Below are 18,583 nucleotides of genomic sequence, written 5' to 3' on the forward strand. Positions count from 1 at the left end.
AGTGAAACATACACATTCAAAGTAAAAAAAATAACTAAAATTAGAACAGTGGATCTTTCACCATTCCAATTCTAAATGAATTCAAGATAACTAAAATAGTCAATCCCAAATCACCAAAGCCGACAGACATCATCAATGTTATGATTCCCATAATCGCAAGGATTACACATAACAATTTAACCAAAATAGCAATACTAATATTCTGTTTAATGATTCCCATTGTCTTACGGCTTAAAGCAAATAAGTATGGGAGTTTGGATATGTCATCCTGCATCAATGCGATATCTGCGGTTTCAATTGCCACATCGGAACCTGCAGCACCCATTGCAATACCTATGTTTGAACGTGCCAAAGCCGGAGCATCATTGATGCCGTCACCAACCATTGCAACATCACCAAATTTGTTTCTGATGGTATCCAGGATGTTTAACTTATCTTCCGGAAGCAAATTGGAATAGACATAGTCGATACCTATTTCAGATGCAACACTTTGTGCAGCAAGTTTGTTGTCACCGGTAAGCATAATGGTTTGTACGCCTTGGTCTTTCAAATCAGCGATGACTTCAGAAGCATTGTCCCTAATCTTATCGGATACTGTAATAATACCCAATACCTTTTCGGCATTTCCGATGAATATTAGAGTTTTACCTTCACTGGAATACTTATTAATATCCTCCCTTGAAATGTCAAAGGAACTTCCTTCAATTAAAGATTCATTTGCAGCATAGAACTGTTCGCCGTTAATGTTAGCTACGATTCCTTTACCCGGAACATTTCTGAAGTCCTGAATAATGTCAAATATTATGTTATTCTCATCAGCATAGTCAACAATAGCCTTAGCAATCGGGTGAGAGGATTGGGATTCCAATGAAGCTGCAATTTTAACAATATCCTCTTTTGAGTAATCTTCATCTAAAACTTCAACATCACTTAATTTAAGTTTTCCTTCTGTTAATGTACCTGTCTTATCAAAAATTACCGCTTTCACATTACGCATCTCTTCAACATAGGTACTTCCTTTAATAATTACTCCATTTCTGGTAGCTGAAGTGATTGCAGACACCATACCAACAGGTGTTGAAATCAGGAATGCACAAGGACATGAGATTACTAAAAGTGAAAGGGCCTTATAAACCCAATCGACTAGGTTCTGACCAAATAACAATGGCGGGATGAATGCAACACATATTGCTCCAATCATCATGATAGGAGTATAATATTTTGCTACCCTTTCAACCAATGTTTCGGTTTCGGAACGGTTGAGTTGTGATCTTTTAACCAAAGTTACGATTTTTGAGATAACTGAATCCTTAGCTTCGGTTGTTACTTTAATTTCAAGATATCCGTCTTCGTTGACTGTTCCTGAAAATACATTGTCACCAACCTCTTTTAATACTGGAACACTTTCACCAGTAATTGAAGCTTGGTTTATTGAAGAGGAACCGAAAACAACTTCCCCATCCAAAGGAACTTTATCTCCCGGTTTTACGATTACAATATCTCCAATATTTACCTCATCAACGTTTTTAATCTCTTCCTTATCTCCTACTTTGACTCGAGCAGTATCGGGTGCAATTTCAACTAACGATTTGATTGAACGTTTAGCCCTGTGTTCTGCAAGGTCTTCTAAAAATTCAGCAATATAATAAAGGAAAGTAACGGCCGCACCCTCTTCAGGATGACCTATAATAAACGATGCAACACAAGCAATACATACCAACATTGCAGGTCCGACAGTATGCCTGTTAACCAATGATTTATAAGCTAAAATAGCTATCTCATAACCTGCAATGATTGCGCCTATCATATAAGTAACTGTTACAACTGTAGGGCTGAATGACAACCATTCAAAAATATGTCCTAAAACAAATAGTATGCCGCTCACAAGAATGATTTGGACAGGCCTATTTGCAATCAATGGTTTTCCTTCAGCAAATAATTCGCCATCCTCATGAGCGTGGTCATGCCCATGGTCGTGTCCATGGTCATCTTCATCATCTGCACAATCCGGACAAGCACAAAGGCTAAATTCAACATCATCGTGGTCATGATCGTGATCATGATGATGCTCTTCATGAGAATGCTCATGCTCATGATTATGGTCATGATGATGCTCTTCATGAGAATGCTCATGATGCTCGTGACCGTGATCATGATGATGCTCTTCATGAGAATGCTCATGATGCTCGTGATCATGGTCATGTTCTTCATCATCTGCACAATCAGGACAAGCACAGAGATTAATATCTACCTCTTCATTATAGTCTATTTCTTCTCTATGATCGTATACGCTTAAATCAGTCTTTTCTTGATATTCTCTTAATAACTTTTTATCATAGTGTTTTGGATTTTCACAGCGAGTGTCTTCACATTCTGGATTAAAACAGATATAGTTATAGTGCTCTGGATTATAACAATCTTTATCGTCACAATCAGAGTCATAACATCTATTTTCAACCATGTTATCACCTGATTAAACTTATTCTAATATATGTTCTAAACCTACTTTATAAATCATTTCAATATGAAGGTCGGTTAGGGAATATCTGGCCATTTTTCCTTCTTTTTGAAATTTGACAATATTATTTGCACGTAATATTCTCAATTGATTTGAGACAGTAGTTTGGTTTAAATCAAGAGCCTCACAAATATCACAAACACATAAATCATCTACTGCAAGTAGAGAAATAATTTTTAATCTTGTTGGATTGCTGAAAATTTTAAAAAATTCTGATAAATCAAGATATTCCTCTTCTGAAGGCATACGTTCCTTTACACGGTTAACGGTATCTTCATGAGAGTCAAATACCTCACATATATCATCATTAGTTCCATCAAGATTTTTATCTTTCATTTCCATCACATATATTATATAATTAATTTTATAATACATTTATCTATTTAAATGTTTTCATATCATGATATTGTGATATGTTATTTTAAAAAATAAAAAAAAGAATCAACTACCTTGAAGGTCATGAACCTCCTGACCAAGATAATCAACATCCTTAACCAACAAAACATCTTTAGGATACTCAACATCACCAATAGAATGATTTTCCAAGACTTTGCATTCTATAAACTCATCAATATATGCATCACATACATATTGTGAAGGAATTTTTTTCGCATCCCAACTGTCCATTACTACAAACGCATCAGCAGCAACGAAAACCTGTTTATTTCCTAAAGATTCCATCCAGACAAGGGTTTCATTATCATAACCCTTATAATAGTCTCCGGTTTTAATATCTTGAATTATGCTTGATAATGGAATAGGGCCTTCAGAAGATACTGTTAGGCTTGTTTTATTAGAGTCGTCGCCTTCATCAAATGAATAAACTAAAACTAGCGATAAAATAGCTAAAAGTATAATTATTATGACAATGATACTTTTATTCATTCTAGAACCTCCTAACGATTATTTTTTAACCACACCGACTAATGTTCCATCAATGACACAATCAAAATCGACTTTTTCCAGCCATCCTGCTTTGGTAAACATGTCCATAAAGCAAACACCCATGAGTTGGCCATCTTCTTTTAAGATTTCATCAACCAAATCTTTTACTTCATCAGTGTCAACATCATATTTTGGCATGGACAATCCTCCCAATAGCACAACGACATCAGATTCATGAGGGTCGGAAACTTCATCCTTAAGTACCATGGCATATGGTTTGGACTCGAATTCGTGGCAATCCTCAATATCCAATAAAGGAATAAAATGATTTTCTTTGTCTCTCACTGAATAAGCCAAAAACTCTGCAAAGGGAGTGCAAACTCCTGGAGAACCAACAAAAGTAATTTTTTTAGCATCTCCCACTTCTTTTTTAAATGTTACCAGTTGCCCGTTTAATCCTTTCCACTCATAAGCATCTTCCATTGAAATCACCTTATAAATATTATGTAGTTGAACTTTTAAATCTTTTGATTGCAATCTAATCAAATATCTTTTTTTAATTATTTTGGACTCTCATTCAATATAAATTTTAATTTATCCTGATTTTATCTTATTTTTGGGAAAAATCTATTAGAATTTCTTACATACTCTTCATAATCTCTTCCAAAATCTTTTTTTAATCTTTGTTCCTCTTTTTTGACTTGAACATTCATTATTAAAACTTCAATTATAAAGACCAATAAAGCCCCTATTGAGAAAATAGCTATCAAAACTCCAATATGATAAATAAATACTCCCAAAAGCATTGGATTTCTGCATATTCCATATGGTCCGTCAGTCATTAGGGAATTTGTTCTGGGCGCAACTTCATGGTTGAAAGCGTCGAAAGGGTTTCCCCCACCAACATTTTTCATGTAAACGATTGACCAAACACTTAATCCAATTCCTACAACCGCCAAAACTATTAGCAAAATCCATTTCATCAATCCGATTTCAGCAAGATTGGGGCTTCCTGAAGCCAAATACATAATAAATGGAATTCCGATTATGAAAATGACTAAACCAAGCAGATATCCAACAACATCCCTATTCATGTTTTCACCTTCTATGAAATTAACACCTATAAATCAGAGACGATGTCCTTTGTAATTTTTGCAGCGGATTCGACCATTTTCGGACAAAATTCTTTAAACAGATTATTGTCCCTAGCGTATTTCACACCTTCTTCTGTACTTATATCACACTCCAATAAATCACGACAAATATATGATCCATTTTCTTTTTTAAATTCATCTAAAAATTTATTGCACACTTCATTACTTTTTTCTTTGCTTTCACCATATTTAAGTCCCAATACCATCAATGCACCGGTACATGCTCCACAGACTTCTCCCTTGCGCATTCCACTTCCAAAACAAGCCCCCACTTTAAGAGCTTGTTCTTTAGAAAGACCATAATCTGGCGAAAATGCTGCAAAAACTGCTTGTGAACACATATAACCGCTTTCAAATAATTGAACTGCTTCTTCTATAGAATTCATATTTAATTATTCTACTGCATAGTTAATTAATCTATCTTAAAAATTTCAATGAAAATTTATTTAATCAAAAAATAAATAAATTGTAAGTGATATGATGGATACAAAATTATTTTCAAAAGCATTAACCAAATTCGGATTTGGCTTAATTATAGTGTTCTTATTGCTGTTCATTCCTGCAGGAAGCTTATATTATCTTAACGGTTGGTTGTTTATAGCTTTATTGTTCATCCCAATGTTCATTGCAGGAATAATAATGTTCACTAAATCCCCTGAACTTCTAAAAAGAAGATTGAATGCAAAAGAAGAAGAAGCCGAACAGAAAATAGTGATTTTGATTAGTGGAATAATGTTTTTACTGGCATTTGTTTTAGCGGGGCTGAATTTCAGATTCGGATGGTTCCATCTCCCAACAATGGTTATCATTATAGCTTCAATTATATTTTTAATAAGTTATATCATGTATTCTGAAGTTTTAAGAGAAAATATGTATCTTTCACGTACGGTTGAAGTGAGTGAAAATCAAAAAGTTGTAGATACCGGATTATACGGTCTTGTCAGACATCCAATGTATACCTCCACTATATTTTTATTCTTATCAATGCCGTTAATATTGGATTCGATTTTTTCATTTATTATAATGTTAATTTATCCGATAATCATCATATTCAGAATAAAAAATGAAGAAAAAGTTCTAGAACAGGAATTAGAAGGATATAAGGAATATAAAGAAAAAGTAAAATATAAAATTATGCCTTTTATATGGTAAAGCTTCCTTCAAAGACCTTATCCTTTAACTCTTCATGAGGTTTATCTAGGCTGAATTTAAAGGTTTCCTGATTTGCAACATACATGTGCGCCAATGCAATACCCATGTCAATCTGATTCCAGGCATCCATTTTTTTATTTAAACGGAATTTAGGCTTATTCCTATATAGATTATAGCTTCCATCATCATTATGTGTAAAATACCATGTTTGTGAGTTTGCAGCTGATGGGGCGAGTTGTGCAGGGATTAGCTTGCTATCCCTTTCATCTGAGATTTCACATACGATTTTTCTTTCAAACTGAGACCTTTCACGATAAATTTCGCCTTGAGGCTTACCAAATACCATCAAAATGATGAATTTCTGTTCGGGATTTGGATTATCATAATTTTTAGGATTTCCCGCGCCAATCCAACAAGATCCTATTCCTCTGCTTTGCAGGTATAAATCAACTTGTTGAAATATGAATCCAATATTTTGTAAGTAATTTTGCTTAGTTTCTGAAAATAGCAACAGGGCGTGGGGCGGCTTGAATCTCTGCAACATTCTGAAATTTTTTGGCCCGACAATATCATAGCTCCAGTCAATATCCGGATTCAATACCTTAGCATTACTTATGAAATTTCTTAATTCATTTAAGATTTCCGGACCTAGTGGACTTTTTTCATACTTTCTAATAGATTGTCTTTTGTATATCGTATCTTCAAGATTCATGTTATCAACCGCTAATAATCAACTTAATCAACATCTTTAAGTGCTTCAACCATATCTAAATTTTTAATTTTATCTGAAAACAATAAATTAACACCTATGGATATTGCAAATGTTATCGCTGCACATAATAAAATATTTCCCCAAGTTAAAGTTGGAATGTAATATAATGATTCTCCCGCAGCATCCATCATTAATGTCATGAAGTAGAATCCAAGTGGAATTCCCAAAATAAACCCGATAAAGGTGAAAATAATGTTTTGTGTCAATAATAATTTCCTTAAGACATTTGTTTTAAAACCTAAAACCTTCAATGTTGCAATTTCCCTCTCCATCTCTGTAAATGATAAAATTCCCAAATTATACAGGACCAGACCGGCCAAGACAACTGCCACAACCGTTACAACGGAAACCATCATCATCACTGAGGTTGTCATAGTATCCCAGCTTTCCTTCATTTTCTCAATGGTTGTGACCGATTTGATTGAATCAAGGTTTTCGCCATATTTCTCATCAGTCAAGATATTTGTAGGAGTGAAATTCAATCCTTGGTCTTCTAAAGTGTCCGGAGACATGATTAACCCTTGTGAAATGGGTTCCGCATGGATTTGGCCTATTTTTGAAGTGACCCATTCATCGCTTCCGACAATATGCCACCTGATCTTATCTCCCCTTGTTAAATTAAACTTTTCAGCAAGTTTCGTTGAGATTGAAACATCCCCCTCATCAATGTCAATCTGGTTTCTATTGCTGTCCGTGTACGATATCAAATCCGTGTTGTTCGATGCAAGCAGCGTTACCGTGTCTTCCATGTCATTTGCTTTAATTTCAATTGATTGCTGCATGATGAAACTGCCGTTTGATTCATTTAGAATATAATATAGTTCCATAGGATTTGCCTCATTGGAAAGTTGTATTTTAGACTCGAAATGACTTATATCATCATATTCCCATGATTTCAACTCATTTAAACTATCATTCATTCCGAATGCTGCAATCAAAAGGGCGACACAACCCATCACTCCAACTATTGCCATGAATGCCCTGAACTTATTGGCTCTTGCATCCCTTACATTCCATCTGAAATTAAAACTTAAGCGATTCCAAAGTTTTGATTTTTCAATGAAACTCTTTGAAGATATATTAGGAGCCTTTGGCCTCATGGTATTGGCAGGATTTTCCTTTGAAATTCTTCTGCATGTTAGATATGTAACAAAAACGGATAAAACAACCAATAATATCGCAATATAGACAAAACTCATATCAAAACCAGGATGCCAAACCGGCATGCTATACATTGTAGTCATTGTTGGGTAGAACATCTGTGGAATAATCATTGGCCCTGTTACTAAACCTAAAACGGCTCCGAGAAGAACTGGGAAAAATGCATATGACAGGTAATGTAAGATTATTGTCGAATCCTTAAAACCAACTGCCTTTAAGATTCCAATTTGAGTTCTCTGATGAGTAACAATCCTTGTCATTGTAGTCAGGAGTGTTAAAAAGGTTACTAAAATAAATACAATCGGGAAAACATCTCCAATCATTTTGTGCTGAGCCATTTCATTTGCAAATTTGGACACACTGAGATGATCCTCTTTTTTAGTGAATGACAGATAATCAATCGCATCATCCAATTTTTCCTTAAAGTCATTATCCGAACACTCATATTTAACGAGCAATTTATTATATTCCAAATCTTCGGGATATGCCTTATACGAAAGATAAGCAAAACCTAACTCTGAAAAATCAGGCGTTAGGGAACTAGGCGAAGTTTCGTAGATATATTCCGGAGAATAACCGATTCCCTTAATTTCCTTTTTAATTGTTGAATTATCAAATTCAAAAGTGATTTTATCTCCGACATGCAAATCCCGTGCATCCGCAAAACGTTGATCTATCCATACTCCTGAATCATCTGAAGCATCAAAATCTTCACCGTCGGTTGTATAAAATTTAGAAATCGTTCCCTTTTCTATGAAATGCAACGTAATATCGGGTTTGCCCTCCAAGTCCGCTACAGACTGAACAACTTCCTGTCTGTCTGTTTGGGTTGCAAATTCATTAACTTTCTGAACCGCCAAGTCATCAAAATTATCATTGTCAATCCATCCGTCTGCCATATTGGTATCCATGTAATATTCATCGGAAGTCTGTACTAGGCCATAATACTCACTATATATTCCGCTGTAAGCAAAGATACCTATAAATGCCATTAGAAATATTGCAATAAACTGCGTCTTATTAATTTTTATATCCCTCAGCATTTTTTTAGATAATGACATGATATAATATTTGAAATATTAAATATAAAAAACCTATTTTAATCTGAAAGTAGAGTAAATAGGTAGAAAACCTATTCTCCACTTTTAAGGGATTCTACCATATCCAATTTTTTAATCTTGCGCGAAAACATCAAATTCACAATTATTGATAACGCAAAGGTTATAACTGCTGTTAACAGGAAGTTTGTAAGAGATATTGAAGGCAATATGTAAAAGGAATCCCCAGATGACTTCCACATAATGTCCAAGATAAAATAACCTACAGGCAAACCTAATATGAAACCAATAGCTGTAAACCATAAGTTTTGAGTTAACAATAATCTTCGAAGAGCACTTGTTTTAAAGCCCAACACCTTTAATGTTGCAATTTCACGTTCAATTTCTGTGAATGACAGTAATCCCAAATTATAAAGAACGATGACTGCTAAAAGAGAAGCAAAGAATATCAAAATGTAGATTAACAACCACATTGCTTCAGTCAACTCATCCCAGCTTGAAGTCATGTCTTTCATTGAGTTAGTCGCTTTTACACCATCATAACTCTTGTCAACATGTTCTTCTGTAACGATGCTTGTCGGAGTATAGTTTAAATCCAAGTCTTCCAATTTATCGGCAGACATTATAAATCCTTGAGATACTGGATCTGAATGTATCTTATCAATTTTTGTTTTAACCCATTTATCAGACCCCATGATGTGCCACTTGACCTCATCTCCTACACCAACGCCCAGCATATCGGCCATCTTCTGTGAAATTGAAACCTCATCATCAGCAATTTCCACATGATTCCTGTCATAATCTGTTGGTGTTATTAAATCAGTCCCATTTAAAACCAAAAGCGAAGCTGACTTCTTAACAGAACCAGATTCTATTTCAATTGCGGACTCCATTATCTCATCACCATTAACCTTATCTGCCACATCATCAATTTCTGCTTGAGTTGCATCTTCGTCAATTATCAATTTAGAGTCATAATGATTAATGTCATTATATTCCCATTCCTTTAAATCATTCATTCCATCATACATTCCAAAAGCACACACTAAAAGAGCACTGCATCCTATTACACCAATTATTGTCATTAATGCCCTGAATTTATTTCTTTTAGCATCACGATAATTCCAACGAATATTGAACGGCAATCTTTTCCATATTCCAAACTTTTCAACAAATCCTGAAGTTGATACTTTCGGTGCTTTTGGCCTTATTGTATCTGCCGGTTTTTCTGATGAAATGCTTTTGACAGAGTAATATGAAACTGCTAGCGACATTAAAACCATTAAAACTGCAACATATACAAAATTCATACTCCACGCAGGGTCCCATGACGGCAATTTATAAGTGGCGCTCATTGAGGGGTAAAATAATTGCGGCAATGTCATCGGCCCTAAAATTAATCCCAAAATAGATCCGATTAACACCAGCCAAAATCCATATGACACATAATGTAATATTATGGAGCGATTTTTAAATCCACTAGCCTTAAGAATACCTATTTGAGTCCTTTGATGTGTAATTATCCTTGTCATTGTTGTCAAAAGAATCAGCATGGCAATTAATATAAATACAACCGGGAAGATATCGCCCATCATCCTGTGCTGGTCCATTTCATCCGCAAACTGACTGACACTTGTGTGTTCTGATCTTTCTACAAATGAATTGTAATAACCATCCATATGATAGGATAGTAACTCATTATAGTTTTCAGAGGTTCCTTCAAATTTAACATTCAAAACATTATATGGAACAGTGTCTTCAGGAAATGCTTTATAGGAAAGGTATGCGAAACCAATTTTGTTAAAATCCGGAATTACAGATGAAGATGATGCATGATAAACATATTCCGGCGAATAACCTAATCCCTTGATTTCTTTTGTGATAGAATAATTTTCAAACTCAAAAGTAATATTGTCTCCAACTTTTAGACCCTTAGCATCGGCAAAACTTTTATCCAACCATACTCCGCCCTTATCCTTAATATCTAACTTTTCGCCTTCAAGCAAATAGAATTTAGATATTGTGTTGTTTTCAACGAAGTGCAGAGTAATATCGGGATCATTTTTAAAGTCCGCAACCGAATCAACTACCAACTGTCTCTCCATTTGAGTTGTTGCACCTAAGCAATCTACCTGATATAAAAACAAATCATTTATATAATTTGAATAAATCCACCCGTCAGCCAAATTAGTTTCTTCATAATAGTCATTGACATTGACTTCTAGGCCTACTGATTCTCCACCGACACCTGCAAACACAAATACTCCTAAAAATGCCATTAAAAAAATAGATATGAATTGAGCTTTGTGCTTGGAGATGTCCCTCAACATCTTCTTTGCAAGCATTCACTCACCATTCCAAATCAGTGACCTTTTTTGGATTTACATTATTCACAATACTTTCAATTCGGCCATTTTTAATTCTTATAACCTTATCGGCCGCTTCAGCCAGTATTGCATTGTGAGTTACAATAACAACAGTAGTATTTTGATTGTTACTCATATCCTGAAGCAAACTTAAAATTAATACTCCTGTTTTTGAATCTAATGCTCCTGTTGGCTCATCACATAAAAGCATTGTAGGTTGTTTTGCAACAGCTCGTGCAATAGATACTCTTTGCTGTTCCCCACCGGACAGTTGTGCTGGAAATTGATTTGCATGATCCTTAAGCCCCACTGAATCAAGAACTGCTTCACCATCTATATTTACATCTACAATGTCTTTCATCAACTCTACGTTTTCCAGTGCAGTTAAGTTTGGTATTAGATTGTAAAACTGGAAAATGAAACCTACATTTTTTGCCCTATAACTTGTTAGTTGATTGTCATCAAATGATTCAACATGTTCGCTGTTAACTATGATTTGTCCTGATGTTACTGAGTCAAGACCGCCTAAAAGGTTTAATAATGTTGATTTGCCCGCACCTGACGGTCCTAGAATTACTACAAATTCACCTTCATCAATTGCGAAGTTAACATTATCCATTGCCTTTAAAATGTGATCTCCAGTCCTATATTCCTTATTCACATCTTTAAATTCAATAATTGTACTCATTACTATTCCCTTCGTTTAATTAATCTCTTCATTATAGTATATTAATCTAATAGTATATAAAATTTAGGTATGCCTAAATTTTATTTGATGAATAAAACAATCAATACATATAAAACATTTCAAAACATATAGTTATATTATAATAAAAATTTAAGGAAAAAATCCAAATGTCATTTAAAAGAGATGAAATGTTAATAATGCCTGCTGTAGACATTAAGAACGGTAAATGTGTGCAGCTTGTTCAAGGCAAACCTGGAAGTGAAATGGTTCAAATAGAAAATCCCGAACTTGTTGCAAAACATTGGGAAGATTTAGGAGCTAAAAACATCCATGTAATTGATTTAGATGGAACAATTAATGGAATAGCCAGCTTCGACATTATTAAAAAAATCTTGAATGAAGTTTCCGTTCCAATTCAACTTGGTGGAGGAATTAGAAGTGTTGAATATGCTCGCCAATTGTTAGACTTGGACATTGAAAGAATCATCATTGGAACAATGGGAATTCAACAACCGGAAACCATAAGCGAATTGTCAGAAGAATACGGTTCAGACAGAATTATGATTTCACTTGACAGCAAAGACAACAGAGTAGTCATTAAGGGATGGCAAGAAAAAATTGATAAAAGCCCTTCTGAAATTTCCCAAGAATTCAAAGAACATGGTGCAGGAAGCATCCTATTCACAAACGTTGATGTTGAAGGCCTTTTAGGCGGATTTTACACAGAACCTGTAGAAGAATTAAAAAAATCCGTAGATTTGCCTATTGTTTATTCTGGAGGAATAACAACAATAGACGACCTTAAAAAATTAAATGAAAGTGGTGTAGAAGGAGTAGTAATTGGTTCTGCACTTTATACTGATAAAATTGATTTAACTGAAGCTTTAAAATATCAAAAGAGGTAATTGAATGAAAATAATGGCAACCGGAACATTTGACATACTCCACCCGGGACATGGAGTATACTTAGAAGAGTCTAAAAAGCTAGGCGGAGAAGATGCTGAGCTTTATGTTGTTGTAGCAAGAGATGCAACAGTTGAAAGAAGAAAAAGAGTCCCTATTGTTGGAGAAGACCAACGTTTAGAATTAATTAAAATGTTAAAACCCGTAACTGATGCTTATTTAGGTGATGCAAATGGTGATGTCTTTAAAATCGTTCGTGAAATCGACCCTGACATCATAACCATTGGAGCCGACCAAAATCACGATGTTGGAAAATTACAGGAAGCGCTTGATAAAAGAGGGTTAAAAGCAAAAGCTGTGCGCATTGAAAAATATCGTGATTGTGAACTTGACAGCAGTTGTAAGATAATCAGAAAAATTGAAAATACCGATTTCGAAGGAAAAATTTTAGATCACTGTGAAGATTAGGAGATAATAAAATGTTTAAAGTAGCAATTATTGGAGCAAGCGGATATACCGGTGGAGAACTTTTAAGAATGCTTTTAAACCATCCGGAAGTCGAAGTTAGTGATATTACTTCCAGACAGTATGATGGTACACCAGCACATAAAATTCATCCACACATTAGAGATTCAGGACTTGAATTTAAAAACAAAAGCCCAAGTGAATTAGATGCAGATGTAGTATTTACTGCAACCCCTCACGGAGCATCAATGAAAATTGTGCCGGAAATCTTAGAAACTGGTGCAAAAGTAGTTGATTTAAGTGGAGATTACAGATACCGTGATACAGCAGTTTATGAAAAATGGTATGGTATGGAACATACCGATAAGGAAAATAAGGGCGCATTTGGACTTCCTGAGCTATACAGAGATGAAATTAAAAAGGCAAATTTAGTAGCTAACCCAGGATGCTTCCCAACAGGTGCAATATTGTCATCATACCCATTAGTTAAAAACGATTTGGTGGACAGAATAATCATCGATTCAAAAACTGGAGTTAGTGGAGCAGGGGTTAACCCATCAGCAACTACACATTACCCAAATATTGCCGATAATGTAAATCCATACAAAATATCTTCACACAGACACATGTCTGAAATTCAGCAAGAATTACATGGATTCGACAACGTAAAGGTTTCATTTACACCTCATTTAGTCCCAGTTATTCGTGGAATTCAAACTACAAGCCATAGCTTTTTAACTGAAGAAAACAAGGACATTACACCAGATGAAATTAGAGCATTATACGAAAAAGAATATGGCGCAGAATTCTTTATAAAACTTATGGACGAAGGGGAAATTCCTCATTTAAGTTCCGTGCGTGGATCTAACTTCGTTCACATTGGCGGATTTGAAATTGATGATACCGGAAGACTTGTGATGTTATCTGCAATTGATAACCTTGTTAAAGGCGCATCAGGTCAAGCTATACAAAATATGAACATTATCCTTGGAATTGATGAAACATTAGGTTTAAGACACTTTGGCCTTCATCCATAGATGCAAAAGGGGGAGCAAACTATGAGAAGAGCAATAATATATTATTCGCATGGAGGAACAACCGATTTAGTTGCAAAAACATTAGCAAAACATTTAAATGCAGATTTGTTTAGAATTCATGATTTGAAAAATCGTGACGGTTTTAAAAACAGACTATTTGCATCAATCAATGCATTTAGAGAAACAAAAACCGATATTGTCCCCGCAAAAGTGGATTTGACACATTACGATACAATCTACTTTGGAACTCCAACATGGAATGGAAATCCTACTCCTGCAATATTAACTATTATTGACAGATGTGACCTTAGGGCAAAGGATGTAATATTATTTGCTACAATGGATGCTAACCGTGGCGAGTCAAATATCGAAAGACTTGAAGAGAAAGTTAGATTGCGCGGAGCAAGAGTTATTGAAAGCTTTACTATAACAACTAAAAATAAAAGTCCTGAAAAATTAGTTAATGATACTGAAGCAATGATTAAAATTAAAGATTTAAAAATGTATTAGGGTGTTAACATGAAAAAATCTGAGCTAAAAATTAAAGCTATTGAAAATGGTACAGTAATTGATCATATAACCGCAAATAAAGCATTGCATATTCTTAAAATTTTAGGCCTCCCGGATTATGAAACCACAAATGTCACAGTGGCTATGAATGTTTCATCTGGCCAAATTGGAAGGAAGGACATTGTGAAAATTGAAAACAGAGAATTGGATCACGAAGAACTAAACCAAGTTGCTTTAATTGCTCCCAAAGCGACAATCAACATTATCAGAGATTTTCAACCTGTTAAAAAAGATAAAATCGTTCTTCCTGAAAAGATTACATCAATCATTAAATGTACTAATCAAAAATGTATCACAAACTATGAAAATGAACCTATAACACCTATTTTTCATGTGATTAATGAGTATCCTCCAGTAGTTAGGTGCCATTACTGTGAAAAATTAATAAAAACAGAAGATATCGATAAACAATTCGAATAATCTTCTTATTTATTTTTCAAATAATCTGCTAATCTTTTAGATAATGCAAGTATTGTTAATATTGGAGGTTTTCCAGGAGATATTGGCAATACACTTGCATCACAAACAAATAAATTAGAAATTTCAGTTTCTAGATTGCTATCGACTATTTTTCCAATAGGTGCTGTTCCACCAGGATGTGCTCCTCTATAAACTGTTGAGCCAATAGTTTTTGGGTCGACTCCTGCCTTTTCTAAAATAAAACCTGCTGTAACAGCTCCTTCCGCTAAGTATCTAATATCCTGAATGGTGTTAGTTTTGTAAACCTCACCATCGTCATCAATATACCCCTTACATTCATCAGGGGTTTTTACCATGATACTTAATATATCACTATCTGTTACATTATCGTCAGGAATATTATCACGAATAAATGATGAAAAATGAGGGGACAATACAAAATTTTCACCAATGACTAAACCTGCCATTTGTACTTCTGTGTTAAAATTAATATCCTTTATGTATCCTCCGACGCTTACAAATGGGTCAAAGAATATTTCACGGCCTGCGTCAATTCCCGCGGTTCTTAAAATTAATGCTGAGGATATTGCCCCTGCAGATAAGATTACATGATCTCCAAAAATTTCATTTTCCACATCATTTTTGATGTATTCTACGCCTTTGATTACATTATCTTCAACGATTAAACCAGTTACTTCCGCTTCAGTTATTAGTGTAGCTCCTGCTTCAACTGCATCATCTACAAAGTCTTTTCCAGACCATTTTGCATCTGCCGGACATCCAAATGCGCATTTTCCACATTGAATGCAGTCCTCTTCCCGGATTGCTTTTGGCATTTTTAAAGTAACCAGTCCAAGTTCTCGGGCGGCATCTAGAAATGCCTGTGTTCCTTTTCCGATGTGAGAATCATCTAATTCATGAACCCCGACCAAATCATCTACATATTCATAAGCTTCAGTTAAATCTATTCCATATTCATGTAATTCACTATCCAGTGCCCTTACCATGTTTGACATGGACACTATTGTTGCTCCACCAATACAAGTTGTTGTTAACAAGTCAACAGAGCTATTGTACTTATCATAATAGTTAAATGCATCTTTTGATTCTATATATGGTCCTTTTTCAAGAATTGTGACCGGAAAATTATTTTGAGCAAGTTCTCTTGCAAGAATTGCTCCTCCAGCACCTGTACCTACAATTATAAACATTCAATCACCAAAAATTATTAACAATTGTTATATTATCCTTTCCATTTAATAAACTTTTATTTAATATGTAGTCTAAAATTAATATTAAATTAACCTTTTTGAGTGATAAAATGGAAGAATACATAAATTTATTCGAAAATGTTATTGCAAAAACCAGCCCAAAAGTGGATTACATGGATATAAGATTTGGAATGGGCGAAAATACTTCCATATTAATGAAAGATGGAAATGTAGATGAAATTAACACTGGAATGAGCTTAGGAGCAAGAATAAGAGTGTTGAATAATGGAGCTTGGGGTTTTGCATATACAACAGACTTATCAAAAATTAATGAAATCACTGAAACTGCTTTAAAATTATCTGATTCACTTAAAGGAGATGTCGAATTAAGTAAAAGTGAAATCGTCAAAGACAAAGTGGAAATTGATGTTAAAATACCATTTAATGATGTATCAATTGAAGAAAAAAAGAACATAATGAAAGAAGCTAATGATGCAGCATCAATTGATAAAGTTAACAGCACTACAGTAAGTTATGTAGATGGCGAAATTAATGAGCTATTCATGAATAGTGAAGGTAGTGAAATTCAAGTAAAAACAAGTAGAGTCAGAATGGCATTAAATGCATCAGCAACCGATGGTGAAATTATACAATTTGGACATGGGAGCCTCGGTGGTGTAAAAGGATTTGAATTAATTGCTGATGAAGATATAGAAGAATTTGGAAGAAAGATTGGTGAAAAAGCGGTTAGGTTACTTGATGCTAAACCAGCACCCTCCGGGCAATTCCCCGTAATAGCAGACCCCGAACTAACCGGAGTACTAATTCATGAGGCATTAGGTCATGCCGTTGAAGGAGATATAATCCTACAAAACGATTCAATTTTAAAAGATAAAATAGGTACTCAAATAGCTTCAGATATTGTAAATATTTTTGATGACGCAAGCTTAAGAGAAGGTTTTGGATATTATCCATATGATGTTGAAGGAGTCAAAACCAAACCAAACCAATTAGTAAAAGATGGAAAATTAATCTCCCTTTTGAATTCAAGAGAAACTTCATCAAAACTTGGAATGGCCTCATCTGGAAATGCAAGATCAATTATTGCAGATCAACCAATTGTCAGAATGAGCAATACATTTTTACAGCCTGGAGATTATGAATTTGAAGAATTATTTGAAGATGTTGATAATGGAATATACCTTAAAGGTTCAAGAGGAGGACAAGTTGATACCGGCAAAGGCATTTTCCAATTTAACGCTGCTGAAGGTTATTTAATTGAAAATGGTGAAATTACAACACCTCTAAGAGACGTATCATTATCAGGAAACATATTAGAAACATTGAAAAATATTGATGCTCTTGGTAATGATTTTAAATTGGGTGTTGGATTTTGCGGTAAAGACGGTCAAACCGCCCCAGTAGGAGATGGTGGACCACATACAAGAATTTTAAATGCACTTGTTGGAGGAATGGGATAAATGATAAGTGATAGAGCTGGATATTATTTGGTTGACTTAGCAAGGGAATGCGTAAGATACTTTTTAGAAACAGGAAAACAAAAAGAAAAACCTGATATGTACCCCCTTGAATTAGATGAGGAATTAGGTGTTTTTGTAACTCTGAATAAAAAAAGTAATTTAAGAGGATGTATTGGATATGCGGAGCCTATAAAGCCTGCCATTGATGCAACTATGGAAGTAGCATTAGCTGCTGCATTTAACGATCCGAGATTTCCGCAAGTGACCGAAGACGAATTTGAAAAACTTGATTTTGAAGTTACTGTTTTAACAAAACCGGAGATAATTGAAGTGGCACACTATCAACAATACTTTGATGAAATAGAAATCGGTCGTGACGGACTGATAATACAAAAAGGATATGCAAAAGGATTATTGCTCCCTCAAGTTGCAGTTGAAAATGCATTTACTACCGAAGACTTTTTAGACCACACATGTATGAAAGCGGGAATTAGTGCCGATAGCTGGATGGATGAATGTTGTGATGTATATAAATTCCAAGGCCAAATTTTTAGATAACCCCAGTATAATATTAATAGGATTATAGAAAATAATGATAATAAGTGATTAAAATGATGACACCATAGAAATTATCAGTTGCTTATGAAAAAATTACTTGTCAAATGGGTTCTTTTAAAAACTTTGTTGATTTAAAATATTGATGAAAATTAGTTTTGAATTTATTGGTTGAAACCCGCATTCA

General features: G+C 34.5%; 19 protein-coding genes. 8 read left to right on the forward strand and 11 right to left on the reverse strand.

Going from position 1 to position 18,583, the window contains the following annotated elements; all coding sequences use genetic code 11:
* Window positions 1-40 precede the first annotated feature (40 nt).
* The 6 genes from IKS50_RS00340 to IKS50_RS00365 form a co-directional block, all read right to left on the reverse strand.
* Window positions 41-2,461: a cation-translocating P-type ATPase gene (locus tag IKS50_RS00340; protein WP_292843780.1), complete on the reverse strand. Its 2,421-nt coding sequence runs from the start codon at window positions 2,459-2,461 to the stop codon at window positions 41-43.
* Between the two features lie 18 nt (window positions 2,462-2,479).
* Entirely contained in the window at window positions 2,480-2,854 is a 375-nt protein-coding gene (locus IKS50_RS00345) for a helix-turn-helix transcriptional regulator (protein WP_292843782.1), read from the reverse strand.
* A 105-nt stretch (window positions 2,855-2,959) separates the two neighbouring features.
* The gene (locus IKS50_RS00350) at window positions 2,960-3,403 is read right to left on the reverse strand and encodes a hypothetical protein (RefSeq protein ID WP_292843784.1); all 444 of its coding nucleotides are present in this window, start codon (window positions 3,401-3,403) and stop codon (window positions 2,960-2,962) included.
* An 18-nt stretch (window positions 3,404-3,421) separates the two neighbouring features.
* Window positions 3,422-3,886, reverse strand: a complete 465-nt coding sequence (locus IKS50_RS00355; protein WP_292843786.1) for a DUF2124 domain-containing protein — start codon at window positions 3,884-3,886, stop codon at window positions 3,422-3,424.
* Window positions 3,887-4,008: 122 nt separating this feature from the next.
* Window positions 4,009-4,497, reverse strand: a complete 489-nt coding sequence (locus tag IKS50_RS00360; protein WP_292843788.1) for an isoprenylcysteine carboxylmethyltransferase family protein — start codon at window positions 4,495-4,497, stop codon at window positions 4,009-4,011.
* A 26-nt stretch (window positions 4,498-4,523) separates the two neighbouring features.
* The gene (locus IKS50_RS00365; protein WP_292843790.1) at window positions 4,524-4,943 is read right to left on the reverse strand and encodes a C-GCAxxG-C-C family protein; all 420 of its coding nucleotides are present in this window, start codon (window positions 4,941-4,943) and stop codon (window positions 4,524-4,526) included.
* Between the two features lie 94 nt (window positions 4,944-5,037).
* Between IKS50_RS00365 and IKS50_RS00370 the strand changes: the two genes are divergently transcribed.
* Entirely contained in the window at window positions 5,038-5,709 is a 672-nt protein-coding gene (locus IKS50_RS00370) for an isoprenylcysteine carboxylmethyltransferase family protein (protein ID WP_292843792.1), read from the forward strand.
* Here the strand turns inward: IKS50_RS00370 and IKS50_RS00375 are convergent.
* The 4 genes from IKS50_RS00375 to IKS50_RS00390 form a co-directional block, all read right to left on the reverse strand.
* Entirely contained in the window at window positions 5,699-6,421 is a 723-nt protein-coding gene (locus IKS50_RS00375; protein WP_292843794.1) for a nitroreductase family protein, read from the reverse strand. The two genes, IKS50_RS00370 and IKS50_RS00375, sit on opposite strands and share 11 nt — an antisense overlap.
* Before the next feature lie 23 nt (window positions 6,422-6,444).
* Window positions 6,445-8,634 (reverse strand): ABC transporter permease, encoded by a 2,190-nt coding sequence (locus tag IKS50_RS00380; protein ID WP_292843796.1) that lies wholly within the window; start codon window positions 8,632-8,634, stop codon window positions 6,445-6,447.
* 140 nt (window positions 8,635-8,774) lie between these two features.
* Window positions 8,775-11,045 carry an ABC transporter permease gene (locus IKS50_RS00385; protein ID WP_292843798.1) on the reverse strand — a complete coding sequence of 757 codons (2,271 nt, stop codon included), beginning with the start codon at window positions 11,043-11,045 and terminating at the stop codon, window positions 8,775-8,777.
* 4 nt (window positions 11,046-11,049) lie between these two features.
* On the reverse strand, window positions 11,050-11,754 hold the full coding sequence (locus IKS50_RS00390; protein ID WP_292843800.1) for an ABC transporter ATP-binding protein: 705 nt from the start codon (window positions 11,752-11,754) through the stop codon (window positions 11,050-11,052).
* 167 nt (window positions 11,755-11,921) lie between these two features.
* Between IKS50_RS00390 and hisA the strand changes: the two genes are divergently transcribed.
* The 5 genes from hisA to pyrI are packed head-to-tail and all read left to right on the forward strand — an operon-like array spanning window position 11,922 to window position 15,149.
* A complete protein-coding gene (gene hisA / locus IKS50_RS00395; RefSeq protein ID WP_292843802.1) occupies window positions 11,922-12,659 on the forward strand; it encodes a 1-(5-phosphoribosyl)-5-[(5-phosphoribosylamino)methylideneamino]imidazole-4-carboxamide isomerase in 738 nt (245 codons plus the stop codon).
* Window positions 12,660-12,663: 4 nt separating this feature from the next.
* A complete protein-coding gene (locus tag IKS50_RS00400; protein ID WP_292790668.1) occupies window positions 12,664-13,125 on the forward strand; it encodes an FAD synthase in 462 nt (153 codons plus the stop codon).
* Window positions 13,126-13,136: 11 nt separating this feature from the next.
* A complete protein-coding gene (gene argC / locus IKS50_RS00405; RefSeq protein ID WP_292843804.1) occupies window positions 13,137-14,159 on the forward strand; it encodes an N-acetyl-gamma-glutamyl-phosphate reductase in 1,023 nt (340 codons plus the stop codon).
* Between the two features lie 21 nt (window positions 14,160-14,180).
* Window positions 14,181-14,669, forward strand: a complete 489-nt coding sequence (locus IKS50_RS00410; protein ID WP_292843806.1) for a flavodoxin — start codon at window positions 14,181-14,183, stop codon at window positions 14,667-14,669.
* 9 nt (window positions 14,670-14,678) lie between these two features.
* Complete coding sequence (gene pyrI / locus IKS50_RS00415) at window positions 14,679-15,149, forward strand: aspartate carbamoyltransferase regulatory subunit (protein ID WP_292843808.1); 471 nt, start codon at window positions 14,679-14,681, stop codon at window positions 15,147-15,149.
* A 5-nt stretch (window positions 15,150-15,154) separates the two neighbouring features.
* Here the strand turns inward: pyrI and IKS50_RS00420 are convergent, their stop codons facing one another.
* Complete coding sequence (locus IKS50_RS00420) at window positions 15,155-16,360, reverse strand: GMC family oxidoreductase N-terminal domain-containing protein (protein WP_292843810.1); 1,206 nt, start codon at window positions 16,358-16,360, stop codon at window positions 15,155-15,157.
* Window positions 16,361-16,470: 110 nt separating this feature from the next.
* Between IKS50_RS00420 and IKS50_RS00425 the strand changes: the two genes are divergently transcribed.
* The gene (locus IKS50_RS00425; RefSeq protein ID WP_292843812.1) at window positions 16,471-17,841 is read left to right on the forward strand and encodes a TldD/PmbA family protein; all 1,371 of its coding nucleotides are present in this window, start codon (window positions 16,471-16,473) and stop codon (window positions 17,839-17,841) included.
* Complete coding sequence (locus tag IKS50_RS00430; RefSeq protein ID WP_292843814.1) at window positions 17,842-18,399, forward strand: TIGR00296 family protein; 558 nt, start codon at window positions 17,842-17,844, stop codon at window positions 18,397-18,399.
* Window positions 18,400-18,583: the final 184 nt, after the last annotated feature.

The organism is Methanobrevibacter sp. (genome assembly GCF_017539065.1).
Lineage (GTDB): Archaea > Methanobacteriota > Methanobacteria > Methanobacteriales > Methanobacteriaceae > Methanocatella.